The 14167-nt window shown below is 55.4% G+C and carries 13 protein-coding genes and 1 pseudogene; 9 read left to right on the forward strand and 5 right to left on the reverse strand.

Translation table 11 applies throughout. The features are described from left to right. Positions 1 to 34: 34 nt before the first annotated feature. The 3 genes and pseudogenes from ACOZ32_RS05310 to ACOZ32_RS05320 all read right to left on the reverse strand — a co-directional run. Positions 35 to 1006, reverse strand: coding sequence for a C-terminal binding protein (locus tag ACOZ32_RS05310; protein ID WP_424335033.1), 972 nt, complete (start codon positions 1004 to 1006; stop codon positions 35 to 37). A gap of 122 nt (positions 1007 to 1128) precedes the next feature. Continuing rightward, positions 1129 to 1587: a hypothetical protein gene (locus tag ACOZ32_RS05315; RefSeq protein WP_424335034.1), complete on the reverse strand. Its 459-nt coding sequence runs from the start codon at positions 1585 to 1587 to the stop codon at positions 1129 to 1131. A 166-nt stretch (positions 1588 to 1753) separates the two neighbouring features. Next, a pseudogene (locus ACOZ32_RS05320) lies at positions 1754 to 2236 on the reverse strand (IS6 family transposase); the annotation flags it as partial. A 140-nt stretch (positions 2237 to 2376) separates the two neighbouring features. On the opposite strand from ACOZ32_RS05320, the gene ACOZ32_RS05325 reads away from it, so the two are divergent. The 6 genes from ACOZ32_RS05325 to ACOZ32_RS05350 all read left to right on the forward strand — a co-directional run bounded on the left by ACOZ32_RS05325 (position 2377) and on the right by ACOZ32_RS05350 (position 9575). Next, a complete protein-coding gene (locus ACOZ32_RS05325; protein WP_424335035.1) occupies positions 2377 to 3042 on the forward strand; it encodes a hypothetical protein in 666 nt (221 codons plus the stop codon). A gap of 406 nt (positions 3043 to 3448) precedes the next feature. Next, positions 3449 to 4708 carry a site-specific integrase gene (locus ACOZ32_RS05330; protein WP_267161673.1) on the forward strand — a complete coding sequence of 420 codons (1260 nt, stop codon included), beginning with the start codon at positions 3449 to 3451 and terminating at the stop codon, positions 4706 to 4708. Between the two features lie 354 nt (positions 4709 to 5062). Beyond that, the gene (locus ACOZ32_RS05335) at positions 5063 to 5248 is read left to right on the forward strand and encodes a hypothetical protein (protein ID WP_267161674.1); all 186 of its coding nucleotides are present in this window, start codon (positions 5063 to 5065) and stop codon (positions 5246 to 5248) included. Positions 5249 to 6077: 829 nt separating this feature from the next. After that, entirely contained in the window at positions 6078 to 6602 is a 525-nt protein-coding gene (locus ACOZ32_RS05340; RefSeq protein ID WP_267161676.1) for a winged helix-turn-helix transcriptional regulator, read from the forward strand. Positions 6603 to 6964: 362 nt separating this feature from the next. Further along, entirely contained in the window at positions 6965 to 9013 is a 2049-nt protein-coding gene (locus tag ACOZ32_RS05345; RefSeq protein WP_424335036.1) for a hypothetical protein, read from the forward strand. A gap of 67 nt (positions 9014 to 9080) precedes the next feature. Beyond that, the gene (locus tag ACOZ32_RS05350; protein ID WP_267161678.1) at positions 9081 to 9575 is read left to right on the forward strand and encodes a zinc ribbon domain-containing protein; all 495 of its coding nucleotides are present in this window, start codon (positions 9081 to 9083) and stop codon (positions 9573 to 9575) included. Positions 9576 to 9738: 163 nt separating this feature from the next. On the opposite strand, the gene ACOZ32_RS05355 is transcribed toward ACOZ32_RS05350, so the two are convergent. Both ACOZ32_RS05355 and ACOZ32_RS05360 read right to left on the reverse strand, forming a co-directional pair. Then, complete coding sequence (locus ACOZ32_RS05355; protein WP_424335037.1) at positions 9739 to 11130, reverse strand: ATP-binding protein; 1392 nt, start codon at positions 11128 to 11130, stop codon at positions 9739 to 9741. A 175-nt stretch (positions 11131 to 11305) separates the two neighbouring features. After that, on the reverse strand, positions 11306 to 11647 hold the full coding sequence (locus tag ACOZ32_RS05360) for a hypothetical protein (RefSeq protein WP_424335038.1): 342 nt from the start codon (positions 11645 to 11647) through the stop codon (positions 11306 to 11308). A 97-nt stretch (positions 11648 to 11744) separates the two neighbouring features. Between ACOZ32_RS05360 and ACOZ32_RS05365 the strand changes: the two genes are divergently transcribed. From ACOZ32_RS05365 to ACOZ32_RS05375, 3 genes are all read left to right on the forward strand, one after another. Beyond that, positions 11745 to 12086 carry a hypothetical protein gene (locus ACOZ32_RS05365; RefSeq protein WP_424335039.1) on the forward strand — a complete coding sequence of 114 codons (342 nt, stop codon included), beginning with the start codon at positions 11745 to 11747 and terminating at the stop codon, positions 12084 to 12086. Positions 12087 to 12199: 113 nt separating this feature from the next. Further along, positions 12200 to 12817, forward strand: a complete 618-nt coding sequence (locus tag ACOZ32_RS05370; RefSeq protein ID WP_135829499.1) for a tyrosine-type recombinase/integrase — start codon at positions 12200 to 12202, stop codon at positions 12815 to 12817. A gap of 292 nt (positions 12818 to 13109) precedes the next feature. Continuing rightward, positions 13110 to 14087, forward strand: coding sequence for a tyrosine-type recombinase/integrase (locus tag ACOZ32_RS05375; RefSeq protein WP_135829500.1), 978 nt, complete (start codon positions 13110 to 13112; stop codon positions 14085 to 14087). The last annotated feature ends 80 nt before the right edge of the window (positions 14088 to 14167 follow it).

Here is a 14167-nt window from a genome sequence, read left to right on the forward strand (position 1 = left end):
TCATAAGGGTTTCATCACCGCCACCCGCGCCGACTCACGCCACCCGCGTTCGCTCGGGCACCCCATCGCCGTCAGCCACCGCCGCCACCGTCCCCGCCAGCGACGCCACCAGTGACTCCGCCGCCGCCTCCGAATACCACCCGCAGTGCGGCGTCACGAGCACGTCACTGCGACCCACCAACGGCGACTCGACGGGCGGCTCCGTCGGCAACACGTCCAGCGCCGCCGCCGACACGGGGCCGTCCTCAAGCGCCCCTGCCAGGGCCGCGTCGTCCACGACGGCCCCGCGGCCGACGTTCACCACGACGGCACCCTCGGGGAGTCGGTTGCACGCCGCCTCGTCGACGAGCCCCCGCGTCTCCTCGGTCAACGGCGCAAACACCACCAGGACGTCCGACTGCGCGCAGACTGCCTCGAACTCCGCCATCGCCACGCCGTGGCGCTCGGCGGTCGCCGCGTCCACGTACGGGTCGTAGGCGATCACCGACTCCGCCACCGTCGTTGCTGTGTCCGCCACCCCGCGAGCGATCTCCCCGAACCCGACGAACCCCACTGTCGCGTCCGCCAGCCGCAGCGGAGCCGGCGCGTCGTTCCACGCCCACCCGCCGCGGCGCGTCTGCCGGTCGTACTCGTGGAGCCGGCGGGCAGCCCCGAACACCAGCGACAGCGCGTGCTCGCCGACCTCCCGGGTGCAGTACGACGGCGCGTTCGCCACTGCGACGCCGTGGTCGGCGGCCGCCGCACAGTCGATCGCGTCCACGCCGACGCCCGCCCGCACGATCGCGGCCACGTCGTCGTCGATCTCCGCGATGGTCTCCGCCGGCACCGGTGTCTCGGGACCGCCGACGACCGCGTCAGCCCCGGTGTCGTCGACCGCAGCCACGAGCCCCTCACCCGTCTCCACCCGCCGGTGATCGAACGCCACGTCCCGGGTCGCCCGGTCGGCCACCGCGTCCGGGAGCGCTCCCAACATCCCCATTCCGTCGCTTACCAGTACGGTGAACATGCGATACGCACGCTTCGCAGCGCCCCAGTGAATGCCTTCCCCCGGACACCATCCCCTGGGAATTTGGTACTGGGACTACACTGTGTCGCCGCGTCCCGGCTTCGGGTCCGCCCGCCGCGATCCTACGTCCGCGTCCCCGTTCCCGTTTTCGACGGCGCGTGTGTGCGCCGGCGCGGCACGGCCGGCGGCACGTCGTCGTCGGTCAGCGTCGTCCAGTCGAACGCCGGCACCAGCACGTCGAACGCGTCCTCGACGGTCACCGCACCGACCCCCACCGTCTCAGCGGTGTCCGGCTGGTACTCGTGAGCGTCAGCGACCGCCAGCCGTGGCGAGCGCCGCACACCCAACAGGCCCGGTGGGTGGTAGGTCACAGCCGACTGTGTCGCCACGTACAACGCGTGGCGGTCGTACGCGACCACCACACAGCCGTCATCGATGCCGTCGGCTGTCCGCACCGCCGCGTACACCACGTCACGATCCCAGCCCGGCACGCCCGCCACGTCACCCGGCTCGGTGACGTAGTAGCTGTGTCTGGCCGACGGTGCGAACACGTCCCGTCTCGATCGCGGGCCGACACGCATACCCGACCCTACCACCCGCGCCGCCATACGCCCACCGGCGGCTGCGATCCGCCCAGCCGTGCGACGGCGGCTCCCAACGGTCGTGTTCGTTGCGAGCCGTGATCGAGCGCTGCAATCGACGCGACGTGGCGTACGGTTCCAGCTGGAGACGGTGATCCGGTCGTATCTAGTTTAGCGAGTTCCACCATGTTGCGAGACTCTGAAGCCACGTTTCGGCTGTTTCCGGTTCGGCGTGACTGAAACAGTTTGAGAAAGAAGAGGTACGGCGTTTTAGCTCACGGAAAACACGTTCGATGCTGTTCCGATTTTCGTTACGTTCAACCTGAAACCGGAGCCCTGCTCGTTGCAGTGCAGTTTGGAGATGTCGGGCACCATCGACGAGAAACACGGCGGATTCGACATCGTGTTTCTCGCGGAGTTCCTGCAGGAACATCTCAGTCACCGCGGTCGTAGTCGTCGAATACAGCCGAATATGCAGTAATTCGTTCGTTTCTGGATTCGCCGCAGCGTACAGCCAGTACTGCTGATCGTTGATTCGAACCACTGTTTCGTCGAGTGCGATCTGATTCGGAGCTTTCCCACTGACTGGCTGCAGATCGGCTTTCTGACCCCAATCGTGGATTGCTTTCCGCAAGCGTTTGACACCGAAATTTCAAGCTTAACTAAACACTTCCAATATATAACAGGAAACATTTACTCCCTGCCCGTTACTCACCTAATATGCAATCATATACCCGTAGAGCAGTCCTCCTCGGTTGTCCGGCGAGCCTATTTTCACTCGCTGGCTGTGTGAGTACTGACGAGTCAACGACCGAACCCACCAGCCCGTCGAGCGGAGACAGCCCGACCAAAACCGAGACCACGGACAGACAGACTACTGGCGAACGGACAGGGACGACGGACGAGCGGACCACCGACGCCCCGTCCTACGACGCCGACCTGGTCGAGGTGGGTGCCAGCGTGCTCGAAGCGGCGACTGCCGAGCGGCCAGCAATCATCGAACTCACAGTGACGAACCACCACGACATCGAGGTCCCGATTGTCCCCGGCGAGCGAAGCGGCGGACCACTCGAGAACCTCCCGCGCTTCGAGGGGTCGGCCGGGGAGATTCAGCCTTTCCCGCGGGAACCGAAGCACGTTGAGTTCCATCAGGGGGCGCTCCCCGAGGAACCGACCCAGGGATGTTGGCGATGGCCGACGGACGTGACGGTCGCCGTCGAGGATCGCCCCTTCGAAGTATGGATCGAACCTGATGGGACCTATCGGATCCAGCATCAGCTTTACCACGCTTCCGATTTGGATTGTTTCCCAAATGGGACTTACACAGTAGACGCATCTCTTAAACTCGCAGAGTGGATGGAATCACTGAAATTAGATTCAAAGTTATCACTTGAATATTTACTAACTGCTAAAAAAGAACGCTTAAATATTTCTGTTGAACAAATAAATAGTTGAATAGTCTGTATTTAGGAATAAAGACATTATATGAAAGATTGATTTAGAGGTCGTGTTTAGTTTAGCGAGTTCCGGAAGAGCGCGAGGACCCCTTCATCAAGGACTACGTCGCGTTCTCCCGGGAGATCGGGCTGCCAGTCGCACGGGGGTCTTGATAATTTCCAGGTGAGACTGTCGTACAAAGCCTTCTATGACACGCTGATCTGAGGGGAAACTCGTTCACCGCCGAATTGCCATCTCCGCCGAGACGTACTCGCTTCGCTGCGCGCGACTCGTCCGGTTCAAATCGCGGTCGGTGTTGTTTCTTCGACGGACCGCTCGCTACGCTCGCGGTTGCGTTCTCAGAATATGCCGCCTCCCGGATATATACCAAGAGTTCAAATGCCTACCCGTTCTAAATTAGAGTATGCCAAGATTGCCACCTGCGATTGAAACACTCCACACGCGGATTAAGGATTCGGAGAACCTCGCACCAGAAGAGAAGGACGCCCTCCAGAAGTTCTCTTCAGAACTCGGGGTGCATAACTACTCTGTGGGACGATGGTCGAAGCTCCTCCAGCACTGCACGATGATGGCTGGGGATTCGTCCAAATACTCCCCAGATGAACTACCCAAGCCAGATTTAGTAGAAATCATTGGAGAGTCCAAGAAAGAGAGAGACGCCGCAAAGAAATACGTCAGTTGGATCAACGCGAACTATGATAACGAAGAGTCGAAACGTGACCATCGAGTCGCGCTTCGAATGCTTGGTGGGCACCTAACAGAAGGAGATTACAAAGAAGAGAAACCATCAAGCGTTGAGTGGATCTCTGCTGATCTCCCCAAGGACTATGATCCAAAGCCAGACCCGACGAAGATGTGGTGGTGGGACGATCACATTGTTCCTGTCCTGAATAACGCCAAATACGCACGCAACAAGGCGGCAGTCGCTGTAGACTGGGATGCTGGCCCACGATCCGGAGAGTTCCGTGGACTCACTGTTGGTGACGTTAGCGATCACAAGTACGGGATGGAGATCACCGTTGATGGGAAGAAAGGTCGCCGCTCAATGGTGCTCATCTCATCAGTCCCATACCTCAAACGCTGGTTGGAGGTTCACCCTCGGGGTAACGAGCCTGATGCACCGCTTTGGTCGGACTTAGACACCGGGCGGGATGTGAGCTACAACATGAAGTTGAAGATGCTTCGAGCACCCGTCAAGCGAGCGGTTGATAACGGCGATCTCAGAAAGCCATCGAAGATGGTATTCACGCGGATGCGGAAGTCTTCCGCGAGTTACCTCGCGCGAAAGAACGTGTCACAGAATCATATAGAGAACCATCATGGCTGGGTGAAAAACAGCGATGAAGCTCGACGATATATCGATGTGTTCCGGGAGGATACTGCTCGTGAAGTGGCCCGTGCCCACGGAGTAGACGTTTCGGAGGATGAGATCGAGGATATCGGGCCGGTGCAGTGTCCGCGTTGTCAACGCGATACGCCCAGGGGAGAAGCCCAATGTATGTGGTGTGGGCAGGCTCTGGGTCCGAAGGGTGTCGAGCGGCTCGAAGAACGGGAAGAACGACTCTTCGACTCCGCGTTGGAAGCTGATGGCGACATGAAAGAGCGAGTCAAGAGCATCCAAAGCGAGATCGAGGAACTCCGCTCATTGGGACTTGAAATATAGAACAGGCACTTCCGGCAAAGCTCTAAGATAGAGTCAGATTTGGTTCTGTTCTTTCATATTATATTTCAGTCATGACCCGTGTCCTGTTCGCTTTCGATTTGTAGCCTCTCACAACCGAACCAATTCAGTCAACTTAGATTCGCTGTACAGTGACGGTATGATATCTCATTGACTTTCGGCGGTTGGTAGACTCAACCAAATTCCCAGGCCGGAACTGCCTGCGATTATTTCGGAGGGAACACAAGCCACCTAATCCAAATAATAATAAAACCTACATTTGGGGAGATACATGGCGAAGGCTACGATCCGTAATCGGCATTGACGCTTTTGTCAATAGAGCACACACCATCTATTATGGACGACGAAGAGTTCTGGCGCTTCTTCACTAGTCTCGATCAGTTAGATCGGATGTTCAGCCATCCAATCAATGATCACGCCGAGGATGAAGAAGACAAGCCACCAGAACAGGTGGATGATGCTGAACTCGATGCAGAACTCACTAATTTAGAAGAGGAACTGCGAGAAGATCTCAGTCGGTAAGTTCGGCTCACAGTTGAGCAGAGCCGTCAAGCGCGGGCAGCCCAGTAACCCTATCACTACGATAAGACGGGACAATCCCTTACCACGCTGCAGACGCACGCCACCGACGTCCCAGCGGACGTCCAATCACGTGATGAAAACTTGTACTATTCGACGGTCTGAAGCGCCCGAATTCGGCCACCTCACGCCTCAGGGGTCAATTCGTTCGACAGTCGAACCGGTGCCTGTAGTGTTCTCTTTCCATCCCCGTCGATCCTGAGCACTATTGACGTAGTATTCCAGAGACTGAATGGTCGCTTCATCACCGGTGGGCCATCTCCCGTTGTTGCGGACACCAAACCCCTGCTTTCCGAGAAATTCGAGGAGGGTTTGTCCGTACAATTCTTTGGACCTGTTGTTCAGTCCTTCCGCAGAGTACCGGGTATTCGCGGTGATGTATTCCCAGGATGGTTCGTGGTCGCGCGGCAGTCCATCCAGTTGAAATTGCTCGTGGAGAACCGCTGGTAACTGTTCTTCTAGTGTTTTCTGGTCGGCACGTCACCTCACTCTGAGTCGTCACCTCGTGTTTGATCTAATTCTTCTAAGATGCGTTCGGCGTCGTAGGCGAACGGGAGATCGCTCGCTGCGATTGCCTCCAAATCATCTCGTAGGTCCTCTGCCGTGTCGATAGCCGACTGGTATGAGTCAGAAGCTTCAGAACTCATGTTGGCCCTGTTCACCTCTGTTCGGCCGATTGTTGCTCAAATACATAGCAGTTCTAATTTTGAGTAAATAGTGGTTTGATTCACTGTAAGTTAAAACCTTGGAGCCCGAAGAGGAGGATAACAACATGCCGAACGACACCTCAAACACCTCTGATGACGAAACAGAGACTGTCGGGAATTTAGAGAAAACCAGCAACTCGGGCTCTGTATACCCTGATAAGAACAGTAAATCCGTAGATGCTACTGAAGATACAAAACCGGATGATGAACCGGAAACCGAGATTGATCATCAGAAGGTCAGAGACTTCTTCCAGAAGAAAGGCGCAGTAGAAATCCTCGCTCAGCTCGCTGATGGGCCCAAGCGATTCAGCGAAATCGATGATGCACTCGTGGTGAGTCACGGCACGGTTGCAAGTCGGCTCACCGAAGGTGCCAAAACTGGACTCTGGAAAGAGTATTTCCAATATCCAGATGATGGCGGGAAAATCAAGCTATACCAACTCAACCCTGAAGCTGAAGACCTCGCTGAGATCGCCCAACACAACAATATCGCTGAGACAACGGAACGCAAACGACAGGCCACCGAACAACACGCCGATGCTGTCTCGAACTTCCAAGACGAGATCAAAACAGACGACTCTGAAACGTGAGCGACACAATCAAAACTCAAGTGGCTGTATATTTTGCTCTTGATGGATTCTGTATACTTTAGAGATGATTCCGACGTGGAGGACACTACGTTTGGTTATTTTTACCTGATGTTGAAGAATGAGATGAGTGATAAGTTGTCACCGTCGTGAATTCTTCTCGGTCTGTGGGGTATATCGACAGACAGCGACACCAATTCTATGGGGCCTATATTATAGAACCCAAGAGGCGACTTATTTTGCTCTTAGCAACTGTTGGGGCATCTGAATACGGGGGCAATCACTTATCACGCACCACAAGTTATGATAATCTATATTTGGTGTACGACGGCTCCCCAATCAAGCATACTGATGACTCAGCTCCTGTGCAGGCACCAGACGATGGTACCTACACAGCGCCGACTGCCTATGCACCGTTTCCAGAGAAGGATGGCGTTGATTCGGATGGACGGAAGTATGGACCGATAGAACGCCGTGGGATTGACATCCAAGTCTCTTCGCCCGTTGATGACGTTGAGACGTTATTCCGTCGGACACACCTCACTGCTCAGTTTCATGCCGAGAATCGTGATTTCTGGAAGGATATATCAGAGTATGGGAACGATGGGGGGAAGCTCTATGATGAGGTTGTTCTGAATCTATGCGAGGAGAAACTGGCGCTTGAGGGAATTAATCCGGCAGAACTTGATATCCCCGAGCGCCGGCTGAAAGCGCTCTTTTTGCGATTGGCGCGGGGGCAAAATGGGACGGAACTGCATGCGTACTTATCTGGTCCTGACCCTGTCGATTCTGTCGTTCATTCATTGCTTGGGTACGAAGGGCCGAATGACATCCCCTCGTACAACGTCTTACAGCGTGAGTTCCGCGAGCTTAGCGAAGGCAACGATATAGATCTGGATGCCTTCAAAGATGCGGTTACCAGGACTGTGTATGCTGTCTTTCGAGCGGGAGTCGTTCCACCGGACGCAATCAAGGAGTCGTACAGTTTTGGTGCTGTTGCGCCGCCACTAAATGAGAAGTCAGTCTCACGTGAGACCAAAAAAGAAGAACTGCGGAATTGGGTGCGTCTCCTGCTTGACCACACCACCGACCCGCTAACGTTCGGCCGCACTACCGAGAAGGTTAACCACGACATGCGGGCGTTTATCGGGGCCCTCGCTACATCGGCACTATTTGACTGTGGCTTAGAAGAAATGAAAGATGTCTGTGATTGGGACTATCCCCGGGAGAATATCCCATCGGGCGGCTGGCTACACAACTACGTCCCTGAACGAGTCCCGTCCGAGTATGACTTACGCGACTTTACTCCTGACGCAGATCGCGCTTCGATACCATCAATCGATGCACAATTCGATGCGGTGCATACCCGGACGCTGGCCCTAGCGAAGGAGTTTGGATTTTGGTCGCGGTCAGATCCGCTCAATATAGGCGCTGATATGTTCCGCATCGATTGGACAGGAGACTCTCTTGAAGCCACAATCGGTCGTCCACCGAAAGCTGACAACGACGCCGTTACTGAGCAGTGGACCTTTCTCGTCGCCGGTGGCATTGACACAGAGAGCCGATTTGTCCTCGGCGGTCGTTTGGTGGCGACACTATATGACTATCCGACGGCTCTTGCTGAGATTCTATCGAATACCTTCGACACCGTCGATATCGACTCTATTTTCATCGACAGCGAAATCATCGGGGGCGAACTGATCGAGACAGTCCGACGCTTCGCGGGCGACGATTGGGTCATCAGTGCGCCGGACCACACGATTATCAAAGGTTTGAGACGGTTGACGCCAAGCAACTGCATCGGATTCGCTCAGGACGTGAAGTGGAACGTAGAGCCCAAGCCAAATGTGGTCACATATCCATACAACAGTGATGATCCGGACCTCGTCGAGATCGACCCTGAGAAGGTATTAACAGAAGAGATACAACATGAAGAAGACGGCGAAAAGGTTCGCGTTCCACTTGCGACCGGAGATGAGGGGGATACCAGGGTTCAGGGTCCACTAGTTCCTGACGATGCAATACCGATGCTTACTGAAGCGTTTTCGGACCTAGCTGCACAGGACGGGGTTGGCATCAATAAACACGCCACGCATGCGACGTATCTTACGGACCGCTCCCTACGGTATCGCTCAGGGGCTGGCGTTCGAGATGAGTATATCCAGCGGTGGGCCATCGAACCGACTATCGGCCAGATTGTCCATAATTTTATGCCACACATCAAGGGCAAAGATCCCAAACAGCGTCTGTACGGCATGCACATCGCTATTCTGTTTTACAATTGGCACACGATGATCAATCGGTGCCTCTCACCACGCGGGCTTCGGCTTGATGTCACCGATACCCAACTCCTTCAAGCAATTCGGGACGTAGCGTTTGATCCAGTGGACTACGATGCCTTCTGGTCAGAATAGGATGCGACAAGCCGAGAGTGACGTACCAGAATAAGCCACTAACCTCATCTTACACGTCGAATCAACCATGAGACTCCGATACTACGCTGATTCCGACATTCGTGAACACCACGAGCACGTTCTCCAACTGTTACGGACGCTCCACGACAACCACGGTATCGTGGTGGAGATTGACCGTATCGACGAACAGCATGGGCCGATCACGGAGTTCCCCGGTGAGGTGCGGGCTTCGACGCCAGAAGACATCTACGAACGCGATCTCAAACGGAACCGTGCCCTAAACCAGTCCATCGAACCGACCCCCTCGGAAGGCTTCAAACGGTACGGCAAGTTCGATATTGCCGGCAACATCGCACTCGTTGATGACGAAGGGACTGTCCAGTGGGCTTCGACGCTGCCGGGCTATGCTGACGGCTACGGACCAGGTGTCGAGGACCGAACAGCCATGGACTTCCTCGAAGATATCGCCACGCCGCCAAGCAACCGTGTCTGTGTCGAGTGTCTCCACCTGCTGGACGGCGACGAACGCTTCTGTCCGAACTGTGGCGCAGAACTCCGGTAACGAACAGTAGTAGTCCCGCGATTCCACAGCTTCCATTGTTCCTGCGCAAGTAAGGGCCTGCTTGTACGCGCCGACTGATGGGCAGCATACGCTTTGGAAACAGAATCGAAGATGTCGATCACTATTCTCTCGACATCGGTCGATCCCACAGTTCTCGACGCACCTACTGCGACGCGCTCGGGTCAACGATCTGTTCAAGATCGAATAACTGCAGGTCGTCACGGCCCGACGCTTCATCACGAACAGATTGCGTGAACCCGTTTCGCGCGAACAGCGCATACTCGTGCTCTACCTCGCCATCATCAGGCGACCATCGGATCTCCTCTGTGTGGTCTTCAAGCGAGGCAAGCGCACCGTAATCAAGTGACGCGGACGTGAACTTGCACTCACCAGTTACCATCGTCCCGTCTGCATCGAATCCAACCACATCCACTTCGTACTCGTTGTACCACCAGCGGCCGATATCGGTGAACATCAGCTCGGGATAGAGATCCGGGAGGATGTCCTGACAGCGATTTTCAAACTCCTGACTCACGAAATCCGCCAGCTCCGGTTCGATAACCGTCTCGTAGGCGTCGGCACCCAATCGCTCGTAGCGGTCTTCGTTCCCGTAGACGAACCGAAACCAAAACCTGAACAACGGATCGAGAATCCGGTACCGCCCTCGGCGTGACTTCGTCTTGTCCTCCGTTACCGGGACCTCACGTTCGACCAGTCGCAATCGCTCCAGTTTCTGCGTGTACGTCGAAATCTGCTTGCCATCGATCCCGACTGTTTGTGCGATCTCGTTCGACGTGGTATTCCCGGCGGCAATCGCTTTCAGGATGGCAAAGTACCGGTTCGGTTCAGTCAACTCAGTCCGAAGGACGTACTCCGGTTCGTCATGCAGGAATCCCTGCCGTGACAGCAGCGACTGCTGGATGACTGTTCCGAGGTCACCATCTAGGTCGATGCCGTCCAAATAGTACGGTGTCCCGCCAAACACGCCCCACGCGAACAGCAACTGTTCGGGGGTATAGCTCTCGGGAAAGAACGTCCGCACGGCAGCAAAGTCGAGCTGGCGGAGATCGATTTTCTCAGTGAATCGACCATACAGAGGACTGTTCCCGAGGAGTGTCGCCTCCTCCATCATACTAATCGAGGATCCCACGAGCACGAGCGTCACGCCCGTGTCACGCAACTCCTGATCCCAGAGTCGCTGGATAACCGACGGAAGACTCTCGTCGGCGTCAATCAGGTACGGGAACTCATCCAGCACGATGACTGCATCCTGGTCAGCGAGATACCCAAGCAGCGATTCCCACTCGTTCTCGATCCGGTCGATACCCGGAAACGACTCAGCCGCTACGTCCACGAACGCGTCCAGTTGGATTTGCCGGGTTGTTTCAGTCGCTTGGTACAAAATGGCGTCATCGCGGTTTGTTAGTGACTCTCGGACGAGTTCGGTTTTCCCGAGGCGGCGACGTCCGAAAATCACGACCATATCAGCGTCGTCCGACTCATAGCAGTCTCGAAGCCGACTGAGTTCATCCTCCCGATCCACGAATCGCTCCATATCCTTTGACTGCCGCCCAACCAGATAAAACTCTCGAATAGCCTAATACAGAATAGGCTAACTGAGAATTGGCTAATTGACGATTGTCCCCAGATATAATTCGGTGACAGCAGAAACAGCCCTCTATTGCCGAGGCGACTTCAAGCACGTCTGATGTCTCGCTTCTGACCGGCGGCTACCGTGTGTCGCTTATCCGTCGTCTCGCTCGATAGTCCAGTACTTCGCTGGCATACTCGGCATCATCTCGATCACTCTCTGCAACGGTTTCGAACGCCTGGCGCGAAATCTGCTCTGTCAGCAACTCACCGTCCTCAATCTTCCAGGCAAACGGCTCAGTAGGATCTATCTCCCGTTCTTGCAATATCTTCTCGTCCACGCGTAAAGACATCACAAGCTCGTCACCATAGTCACGTGCCTGATTACGGCTCAACACCAAGTTATCCAGATACCCGTCACCACCTGGCGTAGGTGTTGCCCACTCGACTGTCCAGTCAGACCCGACGTGATTTGAATGCATGCCACATCGTAGGTCGTGGGAGAAGAAAACCTTCGATGACGTGGTTCTCGATTGATCGCCAACTGTGCTTTTGCCACTCGAAATAGAACGTATCGCCATGTCCACAGACGAGACGTATCGTGTGCGGGAGAATACGGGAAACTCGACCCATCCCTCCGTCGATGACGTCATTGAGCTCGCCTTAGAACGAGCAGCTGATCCCCGACCGGAACAGGACCCGGACGCCCACTTCGACCGATACGTCAGCACCGCTGTCGAAGCGCATAGCAAATCTGCAGTTACCGAGTGTATCCGTCTCGTCCTCATTGAGGGATTCACCCAACGCTCAGCTGGCGTCAAAGCCTTTGGCGAAGACGACTACGTTCGCGGGATTGAGGTCGGCGTTGCCAGCCGTTCCTATCTCCGAGAGCTCCTTGATGAGCAAGCGACCGAGTCGTGAGCAGCAAAGAGAAGATCGGTTGAGAAGGTCGCCCTCAACTTTGGAGTCTCTTTGTAGACTCCAAAGTTAAGGGCGTCCAGGCCAATAGCAGTATATAAAGAGGGCATCCCGAAATGAGCAGTCTTGCAAACTCCAAAGTTCGCGCGAAGGTATGGATGACACCGGACCAAGTCGAAGCACTCCGATCAGCATGCTACACCACCGGTGCAGAATACCTCCAACAACGTAACGAAGCGATCATCACGTTCACGTACGATACTGGACTCCGCGTTGGAGAACTCGTCCAGATTGACAAGCCGTTGCTTCGAAACGGAAACTCGGAACTCTATCTCCCGACAGACCTCCAGAAGGATTACCCGAACGAAAATTCCCCACCGCCTGTGACCCTCACACTATCGAAGGACACGGCACGATTGCTCTCAGCATATCTTAACTCCCGCTGGAAAGACCCGCAAGCACTCTTCCCGTCTCGATCCTCTGATCGGATTTCTGAACAAGGTGTTCGGAATATGCTTCACAAGATCGCCGAGGAAGCAGAGGTTCGGCCATACAAGATTGATGGCACTCGGGGTAACGCCAGTGACGTGACACCGCACGCACTCCGACATAGTGTCGCCTACAGAATGATGAACGAAGAAGACGAAAATACGCTCTACGATGTCCGGAATCGATTACGACATCGCAGTATCCAGACCACTGAACGAATCTACGATCATATGCTGAAGGTCTAATCCAGCTTGAGGACAATGATCGGCTTTCCAACGCGACTTCGCAGCAACTATTAACACGTCCAACGCCGTGGATGGGCTGGAAGCTGAGGGGCGCTCATCGATCCCAATCGAAACGCAGGGAGGGCCGAAAAAGACACGCCAACTGAGAGCAATCGGGAGCGACTCACAGTACGAATATATCGCCAAGGCCTGTGGCCACGGCTGAATATCTCGATGTGACCCACGGGAATCGAACAACAATTGGACGCGCTTATCGCGCGGATTATCTCCGTAGAGACCCTGTCTGGATGGCATGCCGACGATGGACTACGAAGCGGCAGCCGCCCGAGTACTGAACTACGTTGAGTCAGCCACGCATATCCACCCGGAGAATAAGCGACTGGTTCAGGCGTATCACAGGGACATGGTTCTCGCGGACATCAGTCCCGCACAACAACAAAAAGTACTCTCTCATTTCAAAATCATCACTGACCACGTCGGTCAGACCCCGTTTACGGAACTCGACAAAGACGATATCGTGGATCTCGTCGCGTGGCTGTACACCCGCGGAACGAGCGCTTCGACAGTCGTTGATTACAAGCAGGCGATCAAGCAGTTTTGGAAGTGGATGAACGATGGCGAGGACCCCGAGGAAACCAAGTGGATCCGGCGCGGGCCGGTAGAGCAGAAACGAATCCTCCCACAAAGTCTCCTCACACCACGCGATGTCCAGGCGTTAGTCGATGCGTGTCGCAACGAACGTGACCGCGCATTCATCGCTGTACTGTGGGAAACCGGAGCCAGGATTGGCGAACTCATCGACCTCCAAGTAAGCCACATCGAGAACACGACACTGGGAAAGCAAGTCGTCGTTGCAGGGAAGACCGGTTCACGCCGACTACTACTGCTCGAATCTGAATCGTACTTCGACTCGTGGCTTTCAGCCCATCCCAACAGACGGCCAGATGCGCCGTTATGGTGCAAAATCGACGAAAAGCAAGGCTCTCCAGATGAAACGATCAGCTACCAATACATCCGACTACGGATTCTCAACAAGGCGCGAGAGCGCGTCGGAATTGAAAAATCCGTCAATCCCCACCATTTCAGACATAGTCGCGCAACCTACCTAGCGAACTACCTCACAGAAGCACAGATGTGCGTCTGGTTCGGGTGGGTTCCCGGGTCACGCGTCCCCGGTCGCTACGTCCACCTCTCGGGCCGAGATATCGATCACGCGTACCAATCGATGCTCGATGAACCGGGTTACACCCGTCTCGCTGGAGCGAGTTGAGCAACGGTCCCCGAACAAGATTTACCTGACGGCGATTCGGGTTTGGGAAACAGATTACTGGCATCCCGGTGAATGGCGCA

This window comes from Halobacterium sp. MBLA0001 (assembly GCF_049705385.1).
Classification (GTDB): domain Archaea; phylum Halobacteriota; class Halobacteria; order Halobacteriales; family Halobacteriaceae; genus Halobacterium; species Halobacterium salinarum.

What these genes read in the sequence shown, in the direction of transcription:
- ACOZ32_RS05315 (WP_424335034.1), bottom strand. Translation starts at nt 1,587, where the DNA reads ATGCGTGTCGGCCCGCGATCGAGACGGGACGTGTTCGCACCGTCGGCC.
- ACOZ32_RS05375 (WP_135829500.1), top strand. Translation starts at nt 13,110, where the DNA reads ATGCCGACGATGGACTACGAAGCGGCAGCCGCCCGAGTACTGAACTAC.
- ACOZ32_RS05330 (WP_267161673.1), top strand. Translation starts at nt 3,449, where the DNA reads ATGCCAAGATTGCCACCTGCGATTGAAACACTCCACACGCGGATTAAG.
- ACOZ32_RS05365 (WP_424335039.1), top strand. Translation starts at nt 11,745, where the DNA reads ATGTCCACAGACGAGACGTATCGTGTGCGGGAGAATACGGGAAACTCG.
- ACOZ32_RS05310 (WP_424335033.1), bottom strand. Translation starts at nt 1,006, where the DNA reads ATGTTCACCGTACTGGTAAGCGACGGAATGGGGATGTTGGGAGCGCTC.
- ACOZ32_RS05335 (WP_267161674.1), top strand. Translation starts at nt 5,063, where the DNA reads ATGGACGACGAAGAGTTCTGGCGCTTCTTCACTAGTCTCGATCAGTTA.
- ACOZ32_RS05370 (WP_135829499.1), top strand. Translation starts at nt 12,200, where the DNA reads ATGAGCAGTCTTGCAAACTCCAAAGTTCGCGCGAAGGTATGGATGACA.
- ACOZ32_RS05355 (WP_424335037.1), bottom strand. Translation starts at nt 11,130, where the DNA reads ATGGAGCGATTCGTGGATCGGGAGGATGAACTCAGTCGGCTTCGAGAC.
- ACOZ32_RS05340 (WP_267161676.1), top strand. Translation starts at nt 6,078, where the DNA reads ATGCCGAACGACACCTCAAACACCTCTGATGACGAAACAGAGACTGTC.
- ACOZ32_RS05360 (WP_424335038.1), bottom strand. Translation starts at nt 11,647, where the DNA reads ATGCATTCAAATCACGTCGGGTCTGACTGGACAGTCGAGTGGGCAACA.
- ACOZ32_RS05350 (WP_267161678.1), top strand. Translation starts at nt 9,081, where the DNA reads ATGAGACTCCGATACTACGCTGATTCCGACATTCGTGAACACCACGAG.